Consider the following 24,004-nt stretch of genomic DNA (forward strand, 5'->3'; position numbering starts at 1 on the left):
GACAGCGCGGGCTGCGGTGCCCGACGCTGCGCGCAGTGTCGGCATGCGCGGCCGGGCGGGGCATTGTCCGAAGGTACAGCTGCCGGTGGCGGCGGCGGGCTCCTAGGCTTTGCCCGGTAACGGGGGAGCTCGCCTCCACCGACGTCGTTGCAGGACCGGCATGGACGCCGCGCACGGATGCGGGCCGCCGATCGCGTGTCAGGCGCGAACACCGCGGCTTGTATCGCAAGGCGATGCACGCGACAACGACGGCGGTGGCGGCGATGCAACCGCTCGCGCGCAGGCTTCAGGCCGCGCTTGGCGCCATTTGGGTTAGGGGAGAGGACATACGTGAGTACATGTAAGGTGAAAGCGCGCAAGCAGATCCAGCGTCAGGGCTTGTGCCTGGCCATCGCCGCGGCCTTGCTGGCGCCGGCCGCTTGGGCGCAGGACGCCGCGCCGGAGCCGGCGCAGGCCAAGACCCTCGGCGGGGTCACGGTGACCGCGCGCAAACGCGAGGAAACCCTGCAGGAAGTGCCGGTCGCGATCACCGCGTTCACGGCCGAGTCGCTGGACCGGATGAACATCGAGGACCTCAGCGATCTCGACGCGCAGGTGCCGAATCTGACGATCTACGCCGCGCGCGGATCGAGCAGCACCATCACCGCCTACATCCGCGGCGTCGGCCAGTCCGATCCGCTGTGGGGCGTGGACCCGGGCGTGGGCATCTACATGGACGATGTCTACATCGCCCGACCGCAGGGCGCATTGCTCGACGTGTTCGACGTGGAGCGCATCGAAGTGCTACGCGGCCCGCAGGGCACCTTGTACGGCAAGAACACCATCGGCGGCGCGATCAAGTACATCTCGCGCGGCCTGCCGACCTCGCTCGACGGCTTCGCCTCGGTCACGGTCGGCAACTACGGTCAGCTGGACGTCAAAGCCGCGGTCGCCGGCCCGATCGGCGGCAGCACCCAGGGCGGCGACGCCACCTTGCGCGGCCGCATCTCGGTCGCCAGCCTCAACCGCGACGGCTTCGGCGAGAACGTGGTCACCAAGCAGGAGGTCAGCGACAAGGAAGTGCTGGCGTTGCGCGGCAACCTCGGCGCCTACGTCAGCGACGCGCTCGACATTCAATTCGCGTTCGACTGGATGGACGACCAGTCCGGCGTGCGCGGCGCCAGGATGCTCGCGCCCAACCGCTTCGCCCCGGGCACCGCGCCGCTGGATTCGCGCTACGACATCCGCAGCGGCATGCCCAACATCAACGACACCACGATCAAGGGCGCCTCGGCGACGGTCAACTGGCGCGCCAGCGAGGACTGGAGCTTCAAGTACGTGCTGGCCAAGCGCGAGTCCGATACCGAGACCAACATCGACTTCGACACCCTGCAGAACAAGATCGCCGACGTGAAGGCGTTCTACAGCGATCAGCAGGTCAGCCACGAACTGCAGGCGAACTTTGATGGCGGCGGCCGCGCCCGCGGCGTGATGGGCATCTACGCCTTCGACGGCGAAGCCGGCGGGCAGGTGCTCAACAACTTCTTCAACCTCAGCTTCGGCGACACCCAGGGCACGGTCTATACCGAATCCATCGCCGCCTACGCCGACTGGACGTTCGATCTGACCGACAAGCTCAAGCTCGACGTCGGCGCGCGCTACACCGACGAGGACAAGCGCGCCAAGGTGCTCAACCGTGGTTATCGCGACGCCAGCTTCACCATTCCCAACGGCGCGGTCGCGGCCAACTTCGACCGCAAGATCAACTTCAAGAACACCTCGCCGAAGGTCTCGCTGGATTACCAGATCGCGCCCGACATCCTGCTGTACGGCCTGGCCACGCGCGGCTTCAAGTCCGGCGGTTACAACATCCGCGCCCAGGCCACGGCGGTGCCGCGTTCGGCCGAGCCGTTCGACGACGAGGTCGTCGACAGCTACGAAGTCGGCAGCAAGATGGCGTTCTTCGACCAGCGCCTGTTCCTGAACCTGTCGTACTTCCACAACAAGTACAAGGACATCCAGCTGTCGGTGTTCACCTCCTACGACAGCAACGGCGACGGCACCAACGACGCGTTCTTCGGCGATTTCACCAACGCCGGTTCCGGCACCGTGCAGGGCCTGGAAGTCGAGTACCAGTGGCTGCCGAACGAGCATTGGCTGATCTCGGGCAACCTCGCCTGGCTCGACGCCAAGTACGACGAGTTCCTGTACGCCGGCGTCAACATCGCCAACGAGCAGGAATTCACCAACGCGCCCGAGTTCTCCGGCGCCTTGAACGTGGAGTACCGCACCGATCTGTCCGACGGCAGCAACCTGTCGGCGCGGGTGGGCTACAGCTACCAGAGCGACGTGATCGCCACCACCGAGATCGTGCGCACCGGCGCCTTGCCGATCACTCAGGACGGTTACGGCCTGATCAATGCCGGCGTGACCTGGAAGAGCAAGGGGCCGTGGAGCCTGTCCTTGCAGGGCAGCAATCTGGCCGACAAGGAGTATCGGACCACGGGGTACAGCTTGAACTCGGCGCTGGGCGTTTACACCGGGTTCTATGGGGCGCCGCGGCAGTATTCCTTGTCCATGAAGTACGACTTCTGATCGGCTGAGGCGGCCGCGGTGTTCGCGGTCGTGGGGTGACGATCATCGGCTTGGGCGAACCTCCGCTTGGAAGAGCGGGGGTTTTGCTTTTTGGGTGGGGTGTTGGTTGCGGGGTGACAGCAAGAGCAAAAGCGACAGCAAAAGCGACAGCAAAAGCGACAGCAAAAGCGACAGCAAAAGCGAATCCCCCCTGGCCCCCCTTTTCCAAAGGGGGGAACCCGGTAGGTGGGTTCGGTGGGGCGTGGTGTTTCGTTGCGATGGCAACAGAAATAACGACAGCAATAACAACGGCAATAGAGATAGAAATAGCAACAGCAACAGCAACAACAGCAGCAACGGCAATAGCAGAAGCAATAGCAGCAGCAATAGCAGCAGCAATAGCGATGCAATAACAACGACAACGGCAACGGCAACGGCAACGGCAACGGCAAGGGCAAGGGCAACGGCAACGGCAACGGCAACGGCAAGGGCAAGGGCAAGGGCAACGACAACGACAACGACAACGACAAGGCCAGGGCAACGCCAACGGCGATTGCAATGCCTGGTGTCCTAGCTCAGCCCGTGCTTTCCCCCCCCTTTGGAAAAGGGGGGCAGGGGGGATTCGCTTTCCGCTCAAGCCACTACGTAATCTCCTCCCGCATCAGCACCCAAACCCAAACCCACAGCACCGACGCAGCACCCAAGGCCACTCCCCGCGCTATCCTCCGCCGATGCGCCTCCGCCCCCCGCCATGCTGAGCCTCACCACCGTCGCCCTGGCCAGCCTGGCCTGGCTGGCGCTGATGTTCGGCACGGCGTTGTTCGCCGAGCGCCGGCCGGCGGTGCTGGCCAAACACTGGCGGCATATCTACGCGCTGTCGCTCGCGGTGCATTGCACCTCGTGGACCTTCTACGGCACCGTCACCCAGGCCGCGCGCTACGGCTGGCCGCTGCCGCCGACCTTCCTCGGCTCGATCCTGTTCTACGCGCTCGCGCTGAGCTTCATGGTCAAGCTGGTCAAGCTGGCGCGCGAGACCAATGCGACCTCGCTCGCCGACCTGATCGCCACGCGCCTGGGCAAGGACGCGTGGCTGGCGGCGATCGTCACCCTGGTCGCCGCGCTCGGTCTGATTCCCTACATCGCGCTGCAATTGAAAGCGGTGGCGATGAGCTTCGCGATGCTCACCACCCAGGCCACCGACGGCGTCGCCTCGCCGGCGTGGCGCGACAGCGCGCTGTACGTGGCGCTGGCGATGGCCTTGTTCGCGATGCTGTTCGGCACCCGCCGGGCCAGCGCGGCCGAGCACAATCGCGGGCTGGTGCTGGCGATGGCGTTCGAGTCGGTGTTCAAGCTCGCCGCGATGCTCGCGCTCGGCGCGTTCGTCTGGTTCGGCCTCGACGATCTGCCCAAGGCCGCGATCCAGGCCGCGCCGACACCACCGGCCGGCGGGTTCGCGCCGCTGGTGCTGCTCGGCGGGCTGGCGATGTTCATCCTGCCGCATCAGTTCCATGTCGCCGTGGTCGAATGCCGCGACGAAGACGACGTGCGCACCGCGCGCTGGCAGTTCCCTCTGTATTTGTTGTTGATCGCTTTGCCGGTGCTGCCGTTGGCCAAGGTCGGCCAGTCGCTGCTCGGCGCGCAGGTGCCGTCGGATCTGTACGTGCTCGCATTGCCGCTGTCGCAAGGGCACGAGGGTCTGGCCTTGTTCGCGTTTCTCGGCGGCCTCAGCGCGGCCACCGGCATGGTCGTGGTCAGCACCCTGACCTTGAGCCTGATGATCGGTAACCACTGGTTCGCGCCGAATCTGCTGCGCGGTTCGTGGGCGCGCAATCGCGACCTGCGCGGACGGGTGCTGGCGCTGCGCCGCGGCGGCATCGTCGCGATCATGCTGCTCGCGTGGGGCTACAGCCGCCTGATCGCCGGCAGCGAAGCGCTGGCCGATGTCGGCGCGGTGTCGTTCTCGGCCTTGGCGACCTTGGCGCCGGCGCTGGCGTTCGCGGTGTGGCGGCCGCAGACGCCGCCGCGCGCGGCGATCGTCGGTATCGCCGCGGGCTTCGCCGCCTGGGCCTGGGTGTTGCTGCTGCCGATGTTGTACGAAGCGCGCGGCTTGTCGCCGGCCTGGTTGTTTGAGGGGCCGCTCGGGTGGTCGTGGCTCGCGCCGGAAAGCCTGTTCGGCCTGACCGGCTGGAGCCGGCTCGGCCGCGCGGTCGGCGCCAGCCTGTTTCTCGGCGCGTTGGCGACCGTGCTCGCGGCGATGTGGCGGCGCGAACTGCCGCGCAGCGCGCGGCGCGGGCTGGATGCGCAGACGCTGCGCGACGCCGGCCTGCGCTTTTTGCCGCGCGAACGCGTCGCCCAGTTGCTGCACGACGCGCCGGCCGGGCATCCGGTCGCCGCGGCGATCGAGGCCGAACTCGAACGCGAACTCGCCGCGGTGCTGGGCTCGTCCTCGGCGCGGGTACTGCTGGACGCGGCGCGTCGCGAGGCCGGGCGCGATCTGGACACGGTCGCGGCGATCGTCGGCGAAGCCTCGGCCGACCTGCGCTTCAACCAGCGCGTGCTGGAAGCGGCGTTGCAGAACATGAGCCAGGGCATCAGCGTGGTCGACGCGCAATTGCGCCTGGTCGCGTGGAATCGCCGCTACGCCGAACTGTTCGGCTATCCGCCCGAGTTGTTGCAGGTGGGCCGACCGATCGCCGATCTCGCGCGCTGGGCGATGCAGCGTCTGCCGCCGGTCGAGGATCTCGAACGCGCCTTGCAGCGGCGTCTGGCGTTCATGCGCGCCGGCACCCCGCATCTGTCCGAGCGCGTGTTCGCCGACGGCAGCATCATCGAAATCCGCGGCAACCCGATGCCCGGCGGCGGTTTCGTCGCGACCTTCACTGATGTCACCGCGTTCCGCCGCGCCGAGGCCGGGTTGATCCAGGCCAACGAAACCCTGGAGCAGCGCGTGGTCGAACGCACCGCCGATCTGCAGGTGGCCACGCGCGAGGCCGAGCGCGCCAACGAGGCCAAGAGCCGCTTTCTCGCCGCGGTCGGTCACGATCTGATGCAGCCGCTGCACGCCGCGCAATTGTTCACCGACGCGCTGGCGCAGCAACTCGATCAGCCGACTCAGCGCGAGACCGCGACCCAGATCGCCGGCGCGCTGGAATCCACCGGCGATCTGCTCAACGGCCTGCTGGACATGTCGCGCCTGCAGGCCGGCGGCCTGGTGCCGCAACCGCGCGAATTTCCGCTGGCCGAAGTGCTGGAACCGCTGGCCTCGGAATTCGGCGCGATCGCCGCCGCGCGCGGGCTGCGCTTTCGCTATGTCGCTTCGCGTGCGTGGACTTGCAGCGACCCGCAGTTGCTGCGCCGCGTATTGCAGAATTTCCTCGCCAACGCGGTGCGTTACACCGCCAGCGGCCGGGTGCTGCTCGGCGTGCGCCGGCGCGAGGGCGGCTTGTCGATCGAAGTGCACGACAGCGGCCCGGGCATCGAACCGGCGATGCAGCGGGTGATGTTCGAAGAGTTCCGCCGCGGCGAAAACGCGCCGGGGCAGGGCCTCGGGCTGGGGCTGTCGATCGCCGACCGCATCGCCGATCTGCTGCATGCGCCGCTGACCCTGCACAGCCGTCTCGGCCACGGCACCGCGTTCGCGGTGCGCTTGCCGCGCACGCCGACGCCGACGCCGATGCATGCGAGCTCGGCCGCGCATGGCGCCGCGCCGGGCGCGCTCGCGTTCGGCCTGCGCGGCATGCAGGTGCTCGCGGTCGATAACGATCCGCAGGCCTTGTCGGCCTTGTCGGAAGTGCTGCGGCGCTGGGGCTGCGAGGTGGTCACCGCGGCCGATGCCGAAGGCGCGCGCCGGGCGATGCGCGAACATGCCGCCGGCTTGTGGCTGTTCGATTTCCATCTCGATCACGACGACACCGGGCTGGCGTTGGCGCAGCGCCTGAGCGCGGAGTTCGGCGCGCGCCCGACCTTGCTGTTGAGCGCCGACGGCGGCGCCGGCGTGCGTCAGGCGGTGCATGCGGCGGGCTTGTCGTTGTTGACCAAGCCGGTCAAGCCGCTGGCGCTGAAGTCGGTGCTGGATCGGTTGCTGGCGGCCGGCGGGATGGAGCGCTGACGGCGACATCGCCCGCGTCGTCGGCGCGATGGATGCGGCCCGCGCCGGCGCGTGTGTCCGGTTCGGCCGCGAACCAGCGTTGATGCGCCCGGACCGGCGCCGGGGCGGCAGCGTCCGACCGTTCATCGTGTTGTGGAAGTCAGGCGATGGGCGTGGTCATTTTTTAGCCAACCCTCTTGCAATGCTTGTGCAGCAACGTATTCCGGGGCCGCACCGGGTTCTGTCCGCAGGTTTGTCCACAGGCTGTGTGGACAACCTCGGCCGGGATGGCCCCGTCGCGGTACTTGACGGATGGCGCGCTGATTGGCAGGCGAGGGCGCCGGCCGCGGTCAGTCCTCGATCCGCCGCGCCGGGTCCGACAGTTCCAGTTCGCGCAGCACCACTCCGGCCTGGGTGCGGTTGCGCACGCCGAGCCGGTCGAAGATCGCCGACAGATGCGCCTTGACCGTGCGTTCCTGGACGTCCAGGCGATCGGCGATCTGCTTGTTGAGCAGGCCTTGCGCGACCAGGCTCAGCACCCGGAACTGCTGCGGCGACAGGCTGGCCAGGCGTGAGGCCAGATCGGCGTCGCCGCGGTCGCTCTGGGTGCGCGCGACCGCCGCGCGCAACGCCGCCGGCAGCCATTGCTCGCAGGCCAGCACCGCGCGGATCGCGTCGCGCAGTTCGTCCAGGCCCGAGCTCTTGGGCAGATAACCGGCCGCGCCGTGATCGAGCGCGCGCCGCACCACCCGCGGATCGTCGTTGGCCGACACCACCGCGACCGCGGTGCCCGGGTACTGGGCGCGGATCGCGGCCAGCCCGGCCAGGCCGTGGTTGCCGGGCATGTGCAGATCCAGCAGGACCAGATCGATGCCGGGTTCGGCCTCCAGCGCGGCCAGCGCATCGTCGAGCGTGCCGGCCTCGCGCACCACGGTATCGGGCACCGCGTCGGCGGCGGCCTGGCGCAGCGCGGCGCGGAACAGCGGATGGTCGTCGGCGATCAGCAGGGTCGGCATCGCGGCTAGCCTAACAGGCGCTGTCGCGAATCCGCTGTCCGTTCGGCTGGGGCGGCATCGGCGCACGCGCTGTACCAAAGTACGATGAGGACGCCGCCGCGAGTTGCTAGGCTGCGCCGATGAGCGCCTCTATCCTACGTACCGCCGCGGCCAGCGCCGCCCTGATGCTGTTGGCTTGCGCGATCGCGCCGGTCGCGCCGGCGATGGCCGCGGGCAAATCGCGCGCGGCCGCTGCGAAAACCGCCAAGGACTCCGCCCCGATGTTCAGCAGTCAACGCCAGACCGAGCACCGCGGCGAACACGACGATCTGCTGACCGCCGGACTCGGCCTCGACGGCCTGCGCGCGATGGTGCCGCCGGCGTTCGCCGACGCGGCGCATCCCACCCCGGCCGAATTGCGTCGACGCGCGCTGTGGGCGAACTGGCGTGGCATCGCCGATCTCGCGCCGGGCGGCGGTTACGGCGAGTTGTACGGCAGCACCGCGCCGGTTCCCGGCCGCGAATTCAGCGCGTTCGCGACCGTGCCGGGCGCCAATCAGCCGCACCGCGTGCTGGTGCAAGTGCCCGATGGATTCGATACCAAGAAACGTTGCGTGGTGGTCAGCGCCTCCTCGGGATCGCGCGGCATCTACGGCTCGATCGCGGTCGCCGGCGCCTGGGGCCTGCCCAAGGGCTGCGCGGTGGCTTACACCGACAAGGGCGCGGGCACCGATTACTTCGATCTCGATGCCGGCCAGGGCGTGCGCGCCGACGGCACGGTCGGGCCGGCCTCGGAAGGCGGGCTCGCGTTTACGCCCAAGGCGAGCCAGCGCGAAGGCGGCAAGGGCATCGCGTTCAAGCACGCGCATTCGCAGGACAACCCCGAGGCCGACTGGGGCCGGCATGTACATCAGGCCGCGCAGTTCGCGTTGGCCTCGTTGAACCAGGCGTTTCCCGAGCAGGCGCCGTTCACCGACGCGAACACCCGGGTGATCGCGGTCGGCATCTCCAACGGCGGCGGCGCGGTATTGCGCGCGGCCGAATTGAACGACACGCCGTGGCTGGACGCGGTGGTCGCAGGCGAGCCGAACATCTACGTCGCCGGCGCGCGGCCGTTGTACGACTACACCACCGAAGCGGCCTTGCTGATGCCGTGCGCGCTGTTGCACAAGCCGCTCGCGGCCGCGCCGGTGACGCCGATCACCGGCGACAGCGCCGAATCGTTCTGCACCTACGTCGCAGGACTCGGCCTGCTCGGCGATGAAGCCAGGCAGGCGAGCACCGAAGTGCGCGCGCAAGCCGCCTACGAACGCATGCACGCCAGCGGCTGGAGCGACGATGCATTGCGCGCTGGCGCGCTGTCGGTGAATTTCGATCTGTGGCGCGCGGTCGCGGCGACTTACGCCTCCGCTTACGGTCGTTACGCGCCGGCCGGACAGGCGCGCACGAAGGATCCGGATCAGCCCTGGGTGCGTTATGCCTATGCCGCCGCGACCCCGGCCAGCGCCAGCGCGCCGGCCGCCGAACGCGCGGCCAGCGAGAGCGAACGCGCGGCGTGGTGGTCCGATGCCAGCGGCATTCCGCCGGGCGCGGGCGTGCAGTTGTTCGGTCCGAGCGGCGGCGAACGCCTTGCGCCGTTGGCGGCGCTGCGCGAGTTGTGGAGCGGCGAGATCCTCGGCGGCGAAGCGGCGTATCCCGAATACGGCGCCGCGCTCAAGCGCGCGCACGAACGCGTGCGCGCCGGCATCGAACAGACCCGCGCCTCCGCGCCGCGCAAGGACCTGCCGATCGTGGTCGTGCATGGGCTCGACGACGGTTTGATCCCGCCGGCGTTCAGCAGCGCGCCGTATGTCGCGATGGCGCGCAAGGCCGGCGCGCAGGTGCGCTATTGGCAAGTTCGCAACGTCCAGCATTTCGACGCCTTCCTTGGCTTGCCGGCGATGGGCGCGCGTTATCTGCCGCTACTGCCATATGTGTATGCCGCGCTCGATCGCGTCGAGGCGCATCTGGATCAGGGCACGCCGCTGCCTGCCGATGCGGTAGTGGCGAATTCGCCGCGCGCGGGCAAGGGCTTGACGGCCGAGAACCTGGCGGTGCCGAAGTAATCCGATCGGGTTGGGTTGGATAAAAGCTTCAATCGTCGCGTTCGAGTTCGCGGCGAAGACGATCAGGGCTGCAACTCGCTGAACTTGACGATCGCGCCGACGCTGGCGCGGTCAAACCCGTATTCCGACGACCGAGGTCTCGATCGCCGCCGCCGCGGCGCGTCGGGTAAATCGCCGAAAACCCCGGCGCAGCCTGGATTTGCCCGGCGCGCATCGCCTGAGTGCGACTTCGGCCTCTTGCGGCCTGCACACTGGCTTTGGCAGGCTGGGCGCACATCCTGAACGGCGAACGCGCCGTTCGCCCTGGAGCCAAGCCGCATGCCGCGCCATTTTTCGATGCTTCGCGAATTCCACCTCGCGGATTGGTTCACCCTCGCCAACGCCTTCTGCGGCACCGGCGCGATCTTCGCCGCGATGCGTTTCCTGCAGGAAGGCGGGGTGCGCGATCTGATGATCGGCATGGCGCTGATCCCGCTGGCTTTCATCTTCGATGCGCTCGACGGCCGGGTCGCGCGTTGGCGCAAGTCGTCCTCTACCCTGGGGCGCGAACTCGATTCGCTGGCCGACGTGATCTCCTTCGGCGTCGCGCCCGCCGCGCTGGCCTACGCCTGCGGCCTGCAGGGCGGCTGGGACTGGGTGATCCTGAGCTACTTCGTCGGCTGCGGCGTCAGCCGACTGGCGCGCTACAACGTCACCGCCGAGGCGATGTCGGGCGAGGAAGGCAAGGTCAAATATTTCGAAGGCACGCCGATTCCGACCAGCCTGCTGCTGGTGATCGTGCTCGCGGTCGCGGCCTGGCAGGGCGCGATCGGCGCGGACCTGTGGTTCGGTGGCTACCGGCTCGGCCCGTGGCTGTTCCATCCGCTGGTGCTGATGTTCGCGCTGTCGGGCTCGTTGATGATCAGCAAGACGCTGCATATTCCCAAGCCCTGAGCGTCGGCGGGTTTTCGTCGCGGCGTTCGCGCCTTGTTCGCGGCACGATCATCGCGCCGCCATGAACCGCCCCGAATGCGTTCCCCCCCCCTTATGTAGGGGGATTCGCTTTTTGACCCGAGCAAAGGCAAAAGCTCAAATCCCCCGCGTCTGCTGCGCAGACGCCGCCCCCTTTTCTAAAGTGGGCAAAAGCGGTTTGCGTCCTGATTTAAGTTTCATCCTTCGCATCGTGCTCAGCCGCCCCGAATGCGTTCCCCCCTTTGTAAAAGGGGGGCTAGGGGGGATTTGCTTTTAGTCCCGAGCAAAAGCAAAAGCTCAAATCCCCCGCGTCTGCTGCGCAGACGCCGCCCCCTTTTTCTAAAGTGGGCAAAAGCCGCGCTGCTTTTGATTTGAGGATTCGTCGCATCGTGATGGGCCGCGACGAATGCGTTCCCCTTTGCAAAGGGCCGAGTGGGATTTACCGTCGGCCTCAAGAGGCAAACGCCCCGCACAGCACACATTTTCCGCAAGCCCGCGGCCGCATTCACGAACCGCCCGTGTCCGTCCACGCGCGCGGCAACACGCCATTGCTATGATCGGCGCAAACCACGGAGGCGGTGATGGCGAATTTCGGTTTCGGTTCGAACAATCCCGGCGATTTCTTCGGCGCGGGCGCCGACATGAATCAGCCCGGTTTCGAAAAACTCGCGCGACAGTACTGGGGCGCATGGGGCGAGATGATGCGCGGCGCGGCGCCGCAATCGGCGCAGCAGCCGTCGATGCCGGGCTGGAACGAGGCGGTGAGCTGGTGGTCGCAGTTGGCCAAGGGCGGGCAACCGCAGGTCGACGACACCCTGGACCGTTTCAACAGTCAGGCGCGCGGCTGGTTCGGCGAAATCCAGAAACTGGCCTCGCAGTTCGCCGGCAGCGACGCCTCGGCCGGCGACATCGCCGGCGCCTGGAAGCAGGCGCTGGGCGGGCAGGGCGCCAATCCCTTCGCCGATGTGTTGAGCGCGATGCGCGGGCCGGGCCAGCAGGATTTCGGCCGCTGGGCCGAGCAGATGGGGCCGTTCCTGGAACGCCTGCAGAGTCAGGGCCAGTCCTTGCTGGGTCTGCCCGCGTTCGGTTTCTCGCGCGAGCATCAAGAGCGCGTGCAGCAGTTGCTGCAGGCGCAGTCCGATTACCAGAAGCAGAGCCAGGCCTATAACGCGCTGATGGCCGAAGCCGGCCAGGACGCGTTCTCGCGCTTCGAAGACAAACTGGCCGAGCGCAGCGAACCCGGCCGCCAGATCGGCAGCGCGCGCGCCTTGTTCGATCTGTGGATCGACGCGGCCGAAGAAGCCTATGCCGATATCGCGCTGTCGCCGCGGTTCCGCGACGCCTACGCCGCGCTGGTGAATTCGCAGATGCGTCTGCGCGCCGGCGTGCAGAAGGAGATCGAACAGGCCAGCGGCAGCTTCGGCATGCCGACCCGCACCGAGATCGACGCCGCGCATCGCAAGATCGTCCAGCTCGAACGCGAACTGCGCCGTCTGCGCGATGAAGTGCAGAACACGCGCGAGCCGGCGCCGGCGCCGCGCGAAGCGCGTCCGGTCGCGGCCAAGCCCGCGGCGACACGTTCGGCAAAGCCGGCGGCGCCACAGCCGGCGGCGAAGAAAGCCGCGGCCAAGTCCTCGCGACCGGCTGCGGCCGCGGCGGCCAAGCCGGCGCTGAAGCAGCCCAAGCCCGCGCCCGCCAAGGCGGCGAAGAAAACCGCGATCGCGCGTCCGCAGCCGCCGGCCACGCCGCGCGCCGCGAGCGCGGTGAAGCCGGCCAAGGCCGCGCAAACCGGCAAGGCCGCCAAGCAGGGAGCGCGCTGAGATGACCGCACCGATCAATTTCAGCGCCGAATCGCTGGCCAACGAGGCGATGGCCGCGCAGAACAAGCTGCGCGCGGGTCTGGACACCCTGCGCGAGGTGGGCGATATCCAATACGGCGCGACCCAGCGCGAGGAAGTGTGGCGCGACGGCAAGGTGGCGCTGTACCGCTTCCGCGGCGACAAGGCGCCGACCGCGAAAGTGCCGCTGCTGATCGCCTACGCGCTGGTCAATCGTCCGTACATGGTCGACCTGCAGGCGGATAAGTCGATCGTGCGCGGCCTGCTCGAACGCGGCGAGGACGTGTACATCCTCGACTGGGGCTATCCGGACCGTTCCGATCGTTATCTGGAACTGGAGGACTACATCCAGCGTTTTCTCGGCGGCGCGGTCGATCATCTGCGTCGCGAATACCGGCTGGACGCGATCAACCTGCTCGGCATCTGCCAGGGCGGCGCGTTCTCGCTGTGCTATTCGGCCCTGAATCCGGACAAGGTGCGCAACCTGATCACCATGGTCACGCCGGTGGATTTCCACACCGGCGACAACATGCTGTCGAACTGGACGCGCGGGCTCGACATCGATCAGTTCGTCGACACCTTGGGCAACGTCCCGGCCGACGTCATGAACTGGTGCTACCTGACCTTGAAGCCGTGGCGGCTGTTCGTGCAGAAGTACGTCGGTCTGATCGACATTCTCGACGACAAGCGCGCGCTGGAGGATTTCCTGCGCATGGAGAAGTGGATCTTCGATTCGCCGGATCAGGCGGGCGAGGCGTTCCGCCAGTTCATCAAGCAGTTCTATCAGGGCAACGGCTTCGTCAACGGCGGCATCGACATCGGCGGCCGCGCGGTCGATCTGGGCTATGTCGACATGCCGGTGCTGAACATCTACGCCGAGCAGGATCATCTGGTGCCGCCGGCAGCGTCGAAGGCGCTGGCCGATCTGGTCGGCACCGCCGATTACAGCGAGCTGTCGTTCAAGGGCGGCCACATCGGCATTTACGTGTCCGGTCGCGCCCAGCGCGAAGTGCCGAGCGCGATTCACGACTGGCTGGCGCAGCGGTCGCGTTGAGGTTTGCGTCTCGCGCAAGCGAAGATCTCAGCAGGTTCAACTCGTCGGCGTTTGGGCACTACCTTCTCCCGCTCGCGGGAGAAGGTGGTCCGAAGGACCGGATGAGGGCAGGGCGAGGCGGGACGTATTTGATCGGCGACGCAACAAGCCCTCACCCCAACCCCTCTCAGCTCTGCACTCCCTTCGGTCGCCGCGCGGGAGAGGGGCTTGCATTCACCGTCGCGGCGGTTGTTCGCGATGGCGGTTCGATCAATGTCGATCCATTTACATCGCCCGGGTTAGTCTTGACCCCGCCCGATACCGGAACACTCGCATGCATCGAATCCTGAGCTTATTGCTGATCGCCACGTTGACCGCATGCGCGGCCGCGCCGAATCGCCAGACCGCCGTCGCATCCACCGATTCCGCCACGACCACCCCGGCCGCAGCGGCACCCGAAGGCGCCGCGCCGCGCGATTCGCGCGAATGGGAACCGACCGTGCAGGCCTGGGAAGCCGAAGACGCGCGCGTGCGCCGCATGCCCGGCGCGGTGGTGTTCGTCGGCAGTTCCTCGATCCGCTACTGGACCACGCTGGCCGAGGATTTCCCTGGCGTGGTGTCGATCAACCGCGGCTACGGCAGTTCGCGCGCCTACGACTCGGTGTACTACGCCGATCGCATCGTCAACGCCTACCAGCCGCGCGCGGTGGTGTTCTATGCCGGCGAAAACGACCTCAACGAAGGCCGCAGCCCGCAGCAGGTGCGCGACGATTTCGCCGCGTTCGTGCAACGCGTGCAGGCCGGTACGCCGAAGGCGCGGATCGGTTTCGTGTCGATCAAGCCCAGTCCCTCGCGCAGGGCGATACTGCCGCAGGTCGTCCAGGCCAATGCGCTTATCCGCGACTACATCAAGACCGTGCAGGGCGTGGACTATCTCGACGTGTTCACGCCGATGCTCGACGCCAGCGGGGAGCCGCGCGAAGAATTGTTCCTGGCCGACCGCCTGCATATGAATCGCACCGGCTACGCGATCTGGATCAAGGTGGTCGGCCCCTGGCTGGCCAAGCCCTGACGCCGCGCGGCGCGCAGCGCGCTTCGACATCTCGCGGACATGGCCGCTGCCATGCTCCGCGCCACCGGTCCATCGAATCTTGACGTGCGCCCCATGACGCGGGGCGCATGCAACGCACCAGCGAGAACCGCTTCATGAACCACCGCGCCGCCGCTTTTCGCCCCCGCAGTCTCGCCGTGTTCGCCGCGGCCTTGCTCGGCGCCGCGTCCGTCGCCGTCCAGGCCGCGCCGTCGCCCCAGGCCGAGCGCGAAACCGAGCAACTCATCCAGGCGCTGGGCAGCTCAAGTTGCCAGTTCGAACGCAACGGCAGTTGGTACGACTCGGCCGAGGCGCAGGCGCATCTGCGCAAGAAACTGGCCTATCTGCGCAAGCGCGATATGGCCGATACCGCCGAGCTGTTCATCGAGCGCGCCGGCAGCGAAAGCAGCCTCAGCGGCAAGCCGTACCGGGTGCGCTGCGGCAACGCCGCGCCGGTCGCCTCGGCGGCCTGGCTGAAAGCCAAACTGGTTCAGCTGCGCGCCGCCAAGCCGGCGACGACGCCATCGCCCTGACGCGCTAGACTGGCCGCGAACCTGCAGTGAGCTTCGGAGACGGCGAGGAATGAACAGCGCCACGCCCCGGTTCTGCCGCTCCCGGCACGACCGCATGATCGCCGGCGTGGCTGGCGGCCTCGCCCTGCGCCTGCGCTGGAATCCGGTGATCGTGCGCGGCGCCTTCGTGGTGCTGGCCCTGGCCACCTTCGTGCTGCCGGTCGCCCTGCTGTATCTGATCCTGTGGCTGTTCATGCCCGAAGAGGGCTGCTGACTGGGCGCGTTGCTGCGAATCGCCGGGGCCGTGCTCGGCATGCTCTGGACCTCGCCGGTGACGGCGCTGGGCTTGATCGCCGGCGTGTTCGCCATCCCGTTTGGCGCGCGGCCGCATCTGCGTCGCGACGACCTGGCGCTGGTGTTCCAGCATTGGCCGTGGGGGCCGGGCGGCGCGATCACCCTGGGCAACGTCGTGCTGCACACCGGCGAGGATCTGGATTCGCCCTGTTACACCTACGCCCACGACGCCGGCCATCGCACCGAGCCGCCGATCAAGCTCGCCGATCACGAACGCGCCCACGTCTATCAGTACATGGTGCTGGGGCCGCTGTTCCTGCCGTTGTATCTGCTGTGCGGCGGAATCAGCGTGCGCAACCGCTTCGAGCGCGCCGCCGATCGCTATGCGCAGACCGGTCGCGGCTGGTGGCCGTGGTCGAAGTGAACCTGGTCGAGTGAACGTGCGCGCGGCGCGCGGATTCATCTTGGTCGACGGCAACTACACGAAATCTTGATCGGCCGCTAACGACGCCGGCGGTATCTTGCGCGCGTCGGAGAAAAACCAACGGACGCAAGTCCGATGCAATCGCTCCGACACGGAAGGCCCGGCCACCCGAGAAACATCTCGAGGACTGGGCCTTCTCATTTTCAGCGGGTTTGTAGCGGGCAATCGCGCCCGTCGTACGAGCGTGTGAATCGACCAGGCCATGCCGACTCGTTTGTTTAGCGGGTCTGCGCACCTGCTCGCGCAGGGTGCGCGCTTCGCTCATTGCAGTGCGTGTGACACGGCCCCGCATTGCACGAACTGATTGCCGACGTGCCGATACCCATCGGCGATCAGGCGTGCTTGCTGCTTTCCCGGCTTGTGTTCATCGCATCGCCACCGTGATCTGGGCGGCTTCGCTGCGTGCCGCCGAGACCGCGCCGGGAATGCGAGGGCGATCACAAATCGGTCGATCCACTCCATCGGCATGAGCCGATCCGCCGCGATACCGCGAGTCCTGGTACGGCGCTGGACGCGCGGTGCCGGTTCGTTAATCCCCGCCGGATCGGACATCGCGCGTCGCGCCGGTTGCGCCTCGGCGCTCGGGTCCGCTGGGTTCATCGCTTGCGCTCGCGCGTAACGCCGCGGCGAATCCGCACGGACCATCGATCGACGCGACCATGCGTCGATCGGTAGGTGCGGGAGTCGTGTGAGCGGGGTTCGCCCCGCGCCGGCCAGGCGCCCGCGGATCAGCCGATCTTCGGGCGCAGCGGCAAGGTCGCCGCGGTGTCCCCGGCCGGCACGCCGCCGGGCCCGTAACGGCGTTCGACGAACGCGATCTCGTTCTCGCCGATCAGCACGATGCTGCTACAGCGCGTACCGTAGCGCTCGCCGAGCACGAACGGCGGCGACAGCATGCGTTCGAGTTCCAGGCCCACGCCGGTATCGGGCAGCGCGTCGTCGGGCGCGACGGTGGTGTCGGCCATCGCCGCGAGCAGCATCGCCAAGCCCGCATCGTTGCTTCGCGGCGGCAAGGGCGCGCTGGCTTGCTGCGAGGCCGGCGATTCCAGCCAGGCCGACAAGGCGCGCGTGGCCAGCCCGCTCTTGGGCCAGGGCGCATCGAAATCGCCGTTGGACATGGCATGCACGCCTCGCGTCACCGCGTCCATGCGGAACCGCGGATGGTTGCTGCCGAACATCAGCGCATCGCCGTCCCACAGCAACAGATTGAAGCGGCCGAACTGCGGCGCGTCGGCGCTCAGGCCGTGTAGATAATCCGCGGCGCTCATCGTGCCGCGCACGAATTCGCGCACCAGCGCGCCGCGCGATCGCGGCGCGGTTTCGGGATTGAGGCCCGCGCGCACGTTGGTGACCGCGGCCAGACGGCCTTGGCTGGATACCTGCAGCCAACTGCCGCCTTGCAGCAGGTCGCGGCCGCCGAAGACATGCGGGTCGTCGGGATCGGCGCCGGCCGCGGCGGTGGGGCGCGAGTGGGCTTCGTCGCGATTGGCGATCAAGGCCAGGCGATAGCGCGGATGGTGTTGCCAGGCGAGGGCGATCAGGCACATGCCGGCATTCTAGTCGCGCGCGGTCGCGTCCATGTGCAGCCGGCACACGGTCCACAGCCGGCGCCCGCGCGCAACCGGCAGGCGTCGCACGGCCGCCACGACGAATGGCAGGTGCGGGGCTGGCGGGCTGGCCATAATCTGGCCACCGTCTCAACAGATGAGATCGCTCCACGTTCTGCTAGCCGGCGCAGACGGGGAGACGTGTTCGATGAATCGTGGTGCCAGGATGTTGCTGCAGTTGTTCGCGCCGGCCTTGATCGTGGCCGTGAGCGGTCCGATCGCCGGCACGGTGTTGTTGCAGATGGGCGATACGCCCGCCGCCGCCGGGTTCGCGCCGATCGCGCACGGGCTGCGGCTGGGCGGCGCGGGCGCCGGCCTGGCCATGGCGATGTATTCGCTATGGCGCCTGTGGCGCTGGGAACGCGGCTTGGAGCCGCAATGCCCTTGTGGCGGCCTGCTGTCGCGGCCGTCGACCGGCCGTCGTGGCCGCTCCGACCGGACCCGCCACTGCCTGGGGTGTCGGCGACCGCAACCGGATCGGCAACCGGACCACTGATACGGCTCCCTCACCAAGGACCCCGATCCCATGCTCGCCACCGCCGCCGCCATTCGCTGCATCGTCGCCGCTCCGCCGGCCGCGGCACGGGCCGCGCCGGCGCCGCGCGGCGCCTGGGAGGAGGCCGCGTCCGAGCGCGGCGAAGCGGGCTATCGGGCCGGCTCGCCCGCGGGCAGCGAGGCGGACGGGGCGGGCGAGCCGCATTGAAGTTCGCGGCATGCAGACTCCGGCCGTTTCGATAGGTATACTGCGCACCCGCTGCCGGAGTGGCGGAATCGGTAGACGCAGCGGACTCAAAATCCGCCGCCCTTAAAAGCGTGTGGGTTCGAGTCCCACCTCCGGCACCACGTAAATCCGAGAAGAACCCAACCGCCCGGCCAACGATCCAACGGCCGGCAGCTTCCCGGAACAGAAGAAAGGCTCAGTCTCGCGACTGGGCCTTTTTGTTTTCCCGTGTATGGTTCGGATGCCGCAGGTTCGCTCGGCGCATCCCCGACGCGCCTCAATCCAGTCGCGGCGAATACGCGAACCGCTTGCGCGGCCGCTCCCTGAGCCGACCGCGCAGCCGCTTGAAGGCGAACAACGCGACCTGCCGGTCGGCCGAGCCGCACAGTCGCGGCAGCGCGTCGAACGCCGCCGGGTCGCCGATATCCGCCAGCGCCCAGGTGCAGCGTCTGCGGATCGCGATGCCGCCGTCGTAGTGATACGGGTAATTCCGCAGCGACGCGCGATGGAGCGCATCGACCCGTTCCGGCGCGCGCAGCCATTGCAGGTGCTGGCCGAGTTCCTCATGGCTTTCGTGCCAGTCGGCATCGAGCAAGGCGATGCCGAGTTCCAGCACGCGAGGGTCGCTGCCGTGCTTGTCGAACAGGTGCAGCACGCAGGCGTCGTCGACGATGTCCGGCGCGCGACGCTTGAGCGCGTCGTTGGCGATCCACAACTGTGTATCGAGGTCGAGCATGCGGGTTTCGATCGCGAGGTCAGGGCGCGGCGGTATTCATGAAATCGCCGCGTCGACATGATCGCCAGGCGGATCGGACGCCAAGCGGCCTCGTCGTAAACCGGCGCGCGCTCAGCGTTGAAACCGCATCATCCGCCCGCTCAGCACCGGACGATCCTCGATGCTGAAACGCCGTTCGCTGGAAGTGAATCCATCGGCCCGCATCGCGGTGTTCATCGCGCCGCAGTTGCCGCGGCCCGGATCGGCGATCAGCACTTCGGCGTGCGCATGCGCGTACTGCTTGACGACGTTCGCAAGCAAGGCGATATGGTCGCGTTCGTACAACACGTCGCTGCCGATGATCAGGTCGAAACCGCCGAGCGAGCGGTCGCGCTGCGCATCCCATTCCAGATGTTTGTACGGCACGTCGCTCAAGCCGTTCAATGTGGAATTTTGCGAGAGGAAATCCTCGGCGAGCGGATGCCGATCGCTGGCGGTGATGTCGGCCTGGCGCTTGTGCGCGATCAGACTCGACAGCGCCAGTCCGCAGCCGATTTCGAGAATGCGCTTGCCGGCGATATCGCGCACGGCGATTTCGTTCGCGAGCTGCAGACCGGTCGGCCACAGTTGCCCGAACAGACTCCACATCGACGGGGAGATGCCCAGTTTTTCGGCGGCCTGGTCGGGATCGTGAAACTGCTGCAGATCCTTCAGCGCGCGAATGCGATACTCATGCTCACCGACCCGCAAGTCGATGACGCGGGTTTGATATCGCAAGAAACCTCTGGATGACGTGGAACGAACGTCGTTGAGGCAGGCGGCGCTTCAGCGCCTGTAAATCGCGAAATCGCCGGGATCGCTTCCCGACCATACGCCGATTATCTCGCAATAGCGAGGAAAATCGCTGATTTTCATTCTTCACCCCCGCGCCGGGAGGTGGGGCGCATACTCGCGGGTCTACGTGTCGGAGCAACGATGGACAATCATGTCGAGTGGTTCCAGTTCACCTTGTCCAATGGACAGACCATCGGGCCCGCTCCGTTGCGTTTGATCTGGATGGAGGCATCGGGCACCACCAATGTCACGGTATTGCGCAGTCAACGCCTGTTGCTGGGCAAGCGCACCGCCGTGTATTCGCTGCGCGCCTCGCCCAGGCTCGCCAATATCCGTGTGATCGAGGCGCGCTTGCGCAGCCTGTTGGAGAACGCGCGCCTGCACAGCGTTCTCACCGCGGTTTCCCATTGAGGCCCTTATGAATACGTTCGACATCGCGGTGGGCAAGTGCGAAGCGATCGACAAGAGCACGGTCACCATCCGGCTCGACAGCGCGATCGTCAGCCGTCTGGTTCCCGGCCATCCGTGGCGCACCTCGGGCACCAGCGTGCTGCGCCTGGACATCCGTCTGTGCAGCGAAAGCCGGCCGCCGGAAATCGGCCGCGAGTTGTTCCTGCAACGCGAAGCCTTGCTGCGCAATCCGCGCGCCAGCCTGGACCTGCTCGGCGACGGTCAGTTCGCGCCGATCCGTTTGCGCGCGATCGGAGACAACACCGATCCGGAAGTGATGCAGCCGGCGGCGAAAGCCGGCCGCGGCGATCGCTCGCGGGTGCGCTGGGGCAAGGAAGGCTGAAAGCCGTCGCGGTTTCGCTCGCATGTTCGCGTGCGAGTCGAGACGGCATGTGTCGTGACGTGTGTCGTTGCGAGTCGGAGTGAATGCGCCTGCGTGCGTGGCGCGATTCGACTATCGCGCCGACGGAATCCGCTTGTTCAAATCGGCTTGATCGAATGCGTCTGATCAAAACTGCCCGATCCCAATCGGCTTGATCACCGCCGACTGAATCGTAGTTTGCGTGATCAGACCTGGCTCGATCAAAACCCGCCGTACCGCGCCATCGCCGCGGCGCAGATCAGGATCACCGCGATCAGGATCAACTCGAAACGGATCAGTACGCGCACGATCCGCACCTGCGGCGCCGGCGGCAGGAACGCCGGGTCGTGCTTGAGCGCCTTGCGCCAGCGCAGGAAGCGCACGGTCGGCAGGATCGACAACAACGCGATCGCCACGAATGCGCCGAACTTGGCATGAAACCAGGGATTGTGCTGATAGAAGTCGAGGCCCTTGACGCCGTAGAACAGGCGCGCGATGCCGACCGCCAACAGCAGCATCGCGCTCATGCCGTAGCCGGCATCCAGTCCGGCCAGGCGCTTGAGCGCGGCGGCATCGATCGGCCCGCGCAACAGCACCGATTCGGCGACCAGCATCGAAATCATGGCGAACACCAGCAGATGGTGGAACGCGGCGAGCAGCAGGTCGGTCAGCATGGTCGGGACTCCGTGCGATGGCTGGGAGAGGTGGTCGCGCGTGGCGCGCGGCGCCGCGGCGCCTGGGCGACATGCAACGCCCAACCCATGGCGTTGCCGCCAGCGAAGATCGCGCCGGCGCGGGGCGTTTACCAGTGGCGTTTGTAATGTCCCGCGGCGGCGGCCGGGCCGGGTTGTGGACAGTCGGCCGCGCGCGCGGCACGGGCTTGGCGGCGAAGGCGGGTTACATCGTTTCGCGGTCGTAAGCTATGCGATCCGACTGTAGGAGCGGCGTGAGCCGCGAACGCGACATCGCGCTTACGACGCATGTATGCAGCGCGGTCGCGGCTCACGCCGCTCCTACAGGGGCGCGCATCGCATCTGGTTGGTCGTGGTGGACGGTGCAGGCGGATCGGGCCACGTTGCTGTCGTCATTCACGTGATCCGACTGTAGAGCGGCGCAAGCCGCGACCGCGACATCGCGCTTGCCGGCGCATCTGTGTGGCGCGGTCGCGGCTCACGCCGCTCCTACAGGGGGCGCGCATCGCATCTGGGGACGTGGTGGACGGTGCGCGCGGATCGGGCCACGTTGCCGTCGTCATTCACGCGATCCGAGTGTAGGAGCGGCGCAAGCCGCGACCGCGACATCGCGCTTGCGACGCATCTGTGTGGCGCGGTCGCGGCTTGCGCCGCTCCTACAGGGGGGCGCCGCGGCGACGCGGTGAAGGCTTCGCGGCGTTACGCCGATCAGGCGGCTTCGTCGGTCTTCAGGGTCTTGTCGACGCGCTGGAACCACTCGCCGTCGCGCGGCTCGAACATCGAGCAGCATTCCATCGGCGCCTTGTAGATGTGCAGCGACACCGCGACCGAGTCGTTGCTGGCGTTGCGGATGGTGTGGTACTCGTGCGGCGGAATCAGGCTGCCGGCGCTGCCGGGGCCGGCGTGCATGCCGCCGGCGGCGCGGAAGCGGAAGTTCTCGCCTTCGCGTTCGAGCAATTCGAACTGGGTGATCTCCAACTCGCCGTCCCAGACGCCTTCCACGCACCACAGGCCGCTGTGATCGTGCATCGGCGTGCCCTGGCCGGGGCCCCAGGTCATCGCGACCACGCTGTAGCCCAGTTCGGGGCTGCGGTAGAGCTCGCGGCGCGCGTAGTGGTCCTGGATCGGGTCGAACACGCAGTCGGGCAGGTTGACGTCGCGGTCGCGGATCATCTTGCACAAGGTGTTACGCAAGGCCGCGGTGACGGCGTGTTCGTCGCCGGCGTTGACCGCCGCGTCGATCGCGGCGACCAGCTTGTCGTGGCCGGGGAAGTCGAGGTCGGGCAGGGCGTCGGTGGCGTTCATGGCGTGGATTCTACGCCCCTGCCTGCGCCTTGGCAGCTTCGGACCGCTCGCGAGCGGTGCCGATTCAGCCAGTTCGCCCAGTCGGTTCGCTCAGCCGGTTCGCAGTTCGTCCAGGAACCCGGCCACCGCCGGGCCGAAGCGGGCGATGTCGACCAGGAACGCGTCGTGGCCCTGCGGCGACTCCAGCGGCACGAAGCGGGCGTCGGCGCCGCCGGCGCGCAGGCCGTCGGCGATTTCCTGCTGTTGCTGCAGCGGAAACAGGATGTCGGTGTGGACGCCGATGGCCAGCGCCTTTTCCACCCGGATCGCGGCCAGGCCGCGGCGGACCTGTTCCTCGTTGTCCAGGCCGTCGCCGCCGCCGCAGTAATCGCCCAGGTCGAACCAGTCCATCGAGCGGCTCAGGTACAGGTAGCAGTTCGGATCGAAGCGGCGCACGAACCGGCGGGCGTGGCCTTCCAGGTAGCTTTCGACCTCGAATTCCAGGCCGAACGGCTCCTCGTCGGCGCGGTCGGAGTCCAGCCGCACCCGGCCGAAGCGTCCGTCCCACTCCAGGGCCGAGCGATACGTGATCACGCCGAGCTTGCGCGCCATGCGCATGCCCGATTCGGGGTAGTGGGTTTCGTCGTAGCCGCCCTGGTTCCACTGCGGGTCCAGGCGGATCGCTTCGCGTTGCAGCGAGCGGATCGCGATCGAGAACGGCAGCGCGCGCGCCGCGCCGGAAATGTTGATGTGGTTGCGCGCCAGACCCGGATGACGGATCAGCAGCGCGAGCGCGGTCATGCCGCCCATCGAATTGCCGATCACGCAGGCCAGTCGCTCGATGCCGAGCGCATGCACGACGTGCGCGGCGGCGTCGGCGCCGTCTTCGATCGATAGTTCGGGAAATTCCAGCCGGTACAGCTTGCCGGTGTCGGCGTTGATCGAGGCCGGCCCGGTCGAACCCTTGCAACTGCCCAGCGAGTTCACGCAGATCACGAACCAGTGGTCGCTGTCGATCGGCTTGCCGGGGCCGAGCATGGCTTCCCACCAGCCCGGCTCGGGATTGCCGGCGTTGGCCGCGGCGTGCGCGTCGGGCGACAGGCCGGTGACGATCAGGATGGCGTTGTCGCGCTTGGCGTTGAGTTCGCCCCAGGTTTCATAGGCGATGCGCGCGCCGTGCAGGGCGCCGCCGCGTTTCATCGGGAACGGCGAGGGCAGGTCGATGTGGCGGGTGCCGGGCGGGATGAATTCGGTCATGCCTTGCTCGTGTGGCCGGTGCTTGCGGTGAAGAGATTCGGAGTCGACGCCCGCGCGAGAGCGGCGGTCGCGATGCAAAGCCTAAACCATCGCCCTGAGCGGCGGCCGCGACTGCAACTGCAATTGCGTTATCGGCACATG

Annotated in this window: 22 protein-coding genes and 1 tRNA gene; 16 read left to right on the forward strand and 7 right to left on the reverse strand. The window is 67.6% G+C overall.

All coding sequences use genetic code 11. From position 1 onward, the window contains the following. Positions 1 to 330 precede the first annotated feature (330 nt). From IEQ11_RS10780 to IEQ11_RS10785, 3 genes are all read left to right on the forward strand, one after another. Positions 331 to 2,574: a TonB-dependent receptor gene (locus IEQ11_RS10780; RefSeq protein WP_247024795.1), complete on the forward strand. Its 2,244-nt coding sequence runs from the start codon at positions 331 to 333 to the stop codon at positions 2,572 to 2,574. A gap of 257 nt (positions 2,575 to 2,831) precedes the next feature. Beyond that, on the forward strand, positions 2,832 to 2,966 hold the full coding sequence (locus IEQ11_RS25890; protein ID WP_281439937.1) for a hypothetical protein: 135 nt from the start codon (positions 2,832 to 2,834) through the stop codon (positions 2,964 to 2,966). A 338-nt stretch (positions 2,967 to 3,304) separates the two neighbouring features. Then, the gene (locus tag IEQ11_RS10785) at positions 3,305 to 6,661 is read left to right on the forward strand and encodes a hybrid sensor histidine kinase/response regulator (protein ID WP_191821021.1); all 3,357 of its coding nucleotides are present in this window, start codon (positions 3,305 to 3,307) and stop codon (positions 6,659 to 6,661) included. A 329-nt stretch (positions 6,662 to 6,990) separates the two neighbouring features. Here IEQ11_RS10785 and IEQ11_RS10790 read toward each other — a convergent pair whose 3' ends face one another. Then, a complete protein-coding gene (locus tag IEQ11_RS10790; protein ID WP_036103065.1) occupies positions 6,991 to 7,656 on the reverse strand; it encodes a response regulator transcription factor in 666 nt (221 codons plus the stop codon). 119 nt (positions 7,657 to 7,775) lie between these two features. Here IEQ11_RS10790 and IEQ11_RS10795 point away from each other — a divergent pair, with 119 nt between their 5' ends. The 8 genes from IEQ11_RS10795 to IEQ11_RS10830 all read left to right on the forward strand — a co-directional run bounded on the left by IEQ11_RS10795 (position 7,776) and on the right by IEQ11_RS10830 (position 15,882). Continuing rightward, complete coding sequence (locus tag IEQ11_RS10795; protein WP_191821022.1) at positions 7,776 to 9,740, forward strand: 3-hydroxybutyrate oligomer hydrolase family protein; 1,965 nt, start codon at positions 7,776 to 7,778, stop codon at positions 9,738 to 9,740. A 318-nt stretch (positions 9,741 to 10,058) separates the two neighbouring features. Then, complete coding sequence (gene pssA, locus IEQ11_RS10800) at positions 10,059 to 10,673, forward strand: CDP-diacylglycerol--serine O-phosphatidyltransferase (RefSeq protein ID WP_046656469.1); 615 nt, start codon at positions 10,059 to 10,061, stop codon at positions 10,671 to 10,673. A gap of 599 nt (positions 10,674 to 11,272) precedes the next feature. Next, positions 11,273 to 12,511, forward strand: coding sequence for a class III poly(R)-hydroxyalkanoic acid synthase subunit PhaE (phaE, locus tag IEQ11_RS10805; RefSeq protein ID WP_191821023.1), 1,239 nt, complete (start codon positions 11,273 to 11,275; stop codon positions 12,509 to 12,511). Position 12,512: 1 nt separating this feature from the next. Then, a complete protein-coding gene (locus tag IEQ11_RS10810; protein ID WP_191821024.1) occupies positions 12,513 to 13,583 on the forward strand; it encodes a class III poly(R)-hydroxyalkanoic acid synthase subunit PhaC in 1,071 nt (356 codons plus the stop codon). A 313-nt stretch (positions 13,584 to 13,896) separates the two neighbouring features. Further along, complete coding sequence (locus IEQ11_RS10815) at positions 13,897 to 14,634, forward strand: SGNH/GDSL hydrolase family protein (protein ID WP_191821025.1); 738 nt, start codon at positions 13,897 to 13,899, stop codon at positions 14,632 to 14,634. 107 nt (positions 14,635 to 14,741) lie between these two features. Continuing rightward, positions 14,742 to 15,185 (forward strand): YfeK family protein, encoded by a 444-nt coding sequence (locus IEQ11_RS10820; RefSeq protein ID WP_228464456.1) that lies wholly within the window; start codon positions 14,742 to 14,744, stop codon positions 15,183 to 15,185. Positions 15,186 to 15,234: 49 nt separating this feature from the next. Further along, positions 15,235 to 15,438, forward strand: coding sequence for a PspC domain-containing protein (locus IEQ11_RS10825; protein ID WP_036103060.1), 204 nt, complete (start codon positions 15,235 to 15,237; stop codon positions 15,436 to 15,438). A 39-nt stretch (positions 15,439 to 15,477) separates the two neighbouring features. Beyond that, a complete protein-coding gene (locus IEQ11_RS10830; protein WP_191821026.1) occupies positions 15,478 to 15,882 on the forward strand; it encodes a hypothetical protein in 405 nt (134 codons plus the stop codon). A gap of 788 nt (positions 15,883 to 16,670) precedes the next feature. On the opposite strand, the gene IEQ11_RS10835 is transcribed toward IEQ11_RS10830, so the two are convergent. Further along, the gene (locus tag IEQ11_RS10835) at positions 16,671 to 17,489 is read right to left on the reverse strand and encodes an NRDE family protein (RefSeq protein ID WP_191821027.1); all 819 of its coding nucleotides are present in this window, start codon (positions 17,487 to 17,489) and stop codon (positions 16,671 to 16,673) included. A 208-nt stretch (positions 17,490 to 17,697) separates the two neighbouring features. On the opposite strand from IEQ11_RS10835, the gene IEQ11_RS10840 reads away from it, so the two are divergent. The 3 genes from IEQ11_RS10840 to IEQ11_RS10850 all read left to right on the forward strand — a co-directional run bounded on the left by IEQ11_RS10840 (position 17,698) and on the right by IEQ11_RS10850 (position 18,392). Further along, positions 17,698 to 18,045: a hypothetical protein gene (locus tag IEQ11_RS10840; RefSeq protein WP_191821028.1), complete on the forward strand. Its 348-nt coding sequence runs from the start codon at positions 17,698 to 17,700 to the stop codon at positions 18,043 to 18,045. Between the two features lie 30 nt (positions 18,046 to 18,075). Continuing rightward, a complete protein-coding gene (locus IEQ11_RS10845; protein ID WP_157753935.1) occupies positions 18,076 to 18,252 on the forward strand; it encodes a hypothetical protein in 177 nt (58 codons plus the stop codon). Between the two features lie 53 nt (positions 18,253 to 18,305). Continuing rightward, positions 18,306 to 18,392, forward strand: a tRNA-Leu gene (locus IEQ11_RS10850). 155 nt (positions 18,393 to 18,547) lie between these two features. Here IEQ11_RS10850 and IEQ11_RS10855 read toward each other — a convergent pair. Then, positions 18,548 to 19,006: a hypothetical protein gene (locus IEQ11_RS10855; RefSeq protein WP_191821029.1), complete on the reverse strand. Its 459-nt coding sequence runs from the start codon at positions 19,004 to 19,006 to the stop codon at positions 18,548 to 18,550. 111 nt (positions 19,007 to 19,117) lie between these two features. Continuing rightward, the gene (locus tag IEQ11_RS10860; protein ID WP_191821030.1) at positions 19,118 to 19,762 is read right to left on the reverse strand and encodes a class I SAM-dependent methyltransferase; all 645 of its coding nucleotides are present in this window, start codon (positions 19,760 to 19,762) and stop codon (positions 19,118 to 19,120) included. A 198-nt stretch (positions 19,763 to 19,960) separates the two neighbouring features. Between IEQ11_RS10860 and IEQ11_RS10865 the strand changes: the two genes are divergently transcribed. After that, entirely contained in the window at positions 19,961 to 20,230 is a 270-nt protein-coding gene (locus IEQ11_RS10865; protein ID WP_036103055.1) for a hypothetical protein, read from the forward strand. 7 nt (positions 20,231 to 20,237) lie between these two features. Continuing rightward, on the forward strand, positions 20,238 to 20,612 hold the full coding sequence (locus IEQ11_RS10870) for a hypothetical protein (RefSeq protein WP_036103053.1): 375 nt from the start codon (positions 20,238 to 20,240) through the stop codon (positions 20,610 to 20,612). Between the two features lie 239 nt (positions 20,613 to 20,851). On the opposite strand, the gene IEQ11_RS10875 is transcribed toward IEQ11_RS10870, so the two are convergent. The 3 genes from IEQ11_RS10875 to metX form a co-directional block, all read right to left on the reverse strand. Beyond that, the gene (locus IEQ11_RS10875) at positions 20,852 to 21,304 is read right to left on the reverse strand and encodes a DUF2214 family protein (protein ID WP_036103051.1); all 453 of its coding nucleotides are present in this window, start codon (positions 21,302 to 21,304) and stop codon (positions 20,852 to 20,854) included. 726 nt (positions 21,305 to 22,030) lie between these two features. Further along, positions 22,031 to 22,627, reverse strand: a complete 597-nt coding sequence (locus IEQ11_RS10880; protein WP_036103049.1) for a cysteine dioxygenase family protein — start codon at positions 22,625 to 22,627, stop codon at positions 22,031 to 22,033. 90 nt (positions 22,628 to 22,717) lie between these two features. Continuing rightward, positions 22,718 to 23,863 carry a homoserine O-acetyltransferase MetX gene (metX, locus tag IEQ11_RS10885; protein WP_191821031.1) on the reverse strand — a complete coding sequence of 382 codons (1,146 nt, stop codon included), beginning with the start codon at positions 23,861 to 23,863 and terminating at the stop codon, positions 22,718 to 22,720. Between the last annotated feature and the right edge of the window lie 141 nt (positions 23,864 to 24,004).

Origin of the sequence: Lysobacter capsici, from assembly GCF_014779555.2 — a bacterium.
GTDB lineage: Bacteria > Pseudomonadota > Gammaproteobacteria > Xanthomonadales > Xanthomonadaceae > Lysobacter > Lysobacter capsici.

Bases quoted from the DNA above. Each gene is read 5' to 3' on its own strand.
- IEQ11_RS10835 (WP_191821027.1), bottom strand. From the start codon at position 17,489: ATGTGCCTGATCGCCCTCGCCTGGCAACACCATCCGCGCTATCGCCTG.
- IEQ11_RS25890 (WP_281439937.1), top strand. From the start codon at position 2,832: ATGGCAACAGAAATAACGACAGCAATAACAACGGCAATAGAGATAGAA.
- IEQ11_RS10790 (WP_036103065.1), bottom strand. From the start codon at position 7,656: ATGCCGACCCTGCTGATCGCCGACGACCATCCGCTGTTCCGCGCCGCG.
- IEQ11_RS10880 (WP_036103049.1), bottom strand. From the start codon at position 22,627: ATGAACGCCACCGACGCCCTGCCCGACCTCGACTTCCCCGGCCACGAC.
- IEQ11_RS10815 (WP_191821025.1), top strand. From the start codon at position 13,897: ATGCATCGAATCCTGAGCTTATTGCTGATCGCCACGTTGACCGCATGC.
- IEQ11_RS10810 (WP_191821024.1), top strand. From the start codon at position 12,513: ATGACCGCACCGATCAATTTCAGCGCCGAATCGCTGGCCAACGAGGCG.
- IEQ11_RS10820 (WP_228464456.1), top strand. From the start codon at position 14,742: ATGCAACGCACCAGCGAGAACCGCTTCATGAACCACCGCGCCGCCGCT.
- pssA (WP_046656469.1), top strand. From the start codon at position 10,059: ATGCCGCGCCATTTTTCGATGCTTCGCGAATTCCACCTCGCGGATTGG.
- IEQ11_RS10830 (WP_191821026.1), top strand. From the start codon at position 15,478: ATGCTCTGGACCTCGCCGGTGACGGCGCTGGGCTTGATCGCCGGCGTG.
- IEQ11_RS10875 (WP_036103051.1), bottom strand. From the start codon at position 21,304: ATGCTGACCGACCTGCTGCTCGCCGCGTTCCACCATCTGCTGGTGTTC.
- IEQ11_RS10845 (WP_157753935.1), top strand. From the start codon at position 18,076: ATGCTCGCCACCGCCGCCGCCATTCGCTGCATCGTCGCCGCTCCGCCG.
- phaE (WP_191821023.1), top strand. From the start codon at position 11,273: ATGGCGAATTTCGGTTTCGGTTCGAACAATCCCGGCGATTTCTTCGGC.
- IEQ11_RS10795 (WP_191821022.1), top strand. From the start codon at position 7,776: ATGAGCGCCTCTATCCTACGTACCGCCGCGGCCAGCGCCGCCCTGATG.
- IEQ11_RS10870 (WP_036103053.1), top strand. From the start codon at position 20,238: ATGAATACGTTCGACATCGCGGTGGGCAAGTGCGAAGCGATCGACAAG.
- IEQ11_RS10865 (WP_036103055.1), top strand. From the start codon at position 19,961: ATGGACAATCATGTCGAGTGGTTCCAGTTCACCTTGTCCAATGGACAG.
- IEQ11_RS10855 (WP_191821029.1), bottom strand. From the start codon at position 19,006: ATGCTCGACCTCGATACACAGTTGTGGATCGCCAACGACGCGCTCAAG.
- IEQ11_RS10840 (WP_191821028.1), top strand. From the start codon at position 17,698: ATGAATCGTGGTGCCAGGATGTTGCTGCAGTTGTTCGCGCCGGCCTTG.
- metX (WP_191821031.1), bottom strand. From the start codon at position 23,863: ATGACCGAATTCATCCCGCCCGGCACCCGCCACATCGACCTGCCCTCG.
- IEQ11_RS10785 (WP_191821021.1), top strand. From the start codon at position 3,305: ATGCTGAGCCTCACCACCGTCGCCCTGGCCAGCCTGGCCTGGCTGGCG.
- IEQ11_RS10825 (WP_036103060.1), top strand. From the start codon at position 15,235: ATGAACAGCGCCACGCCCCGGTTCTGCCGCTCCCGGCACGACCGCATG.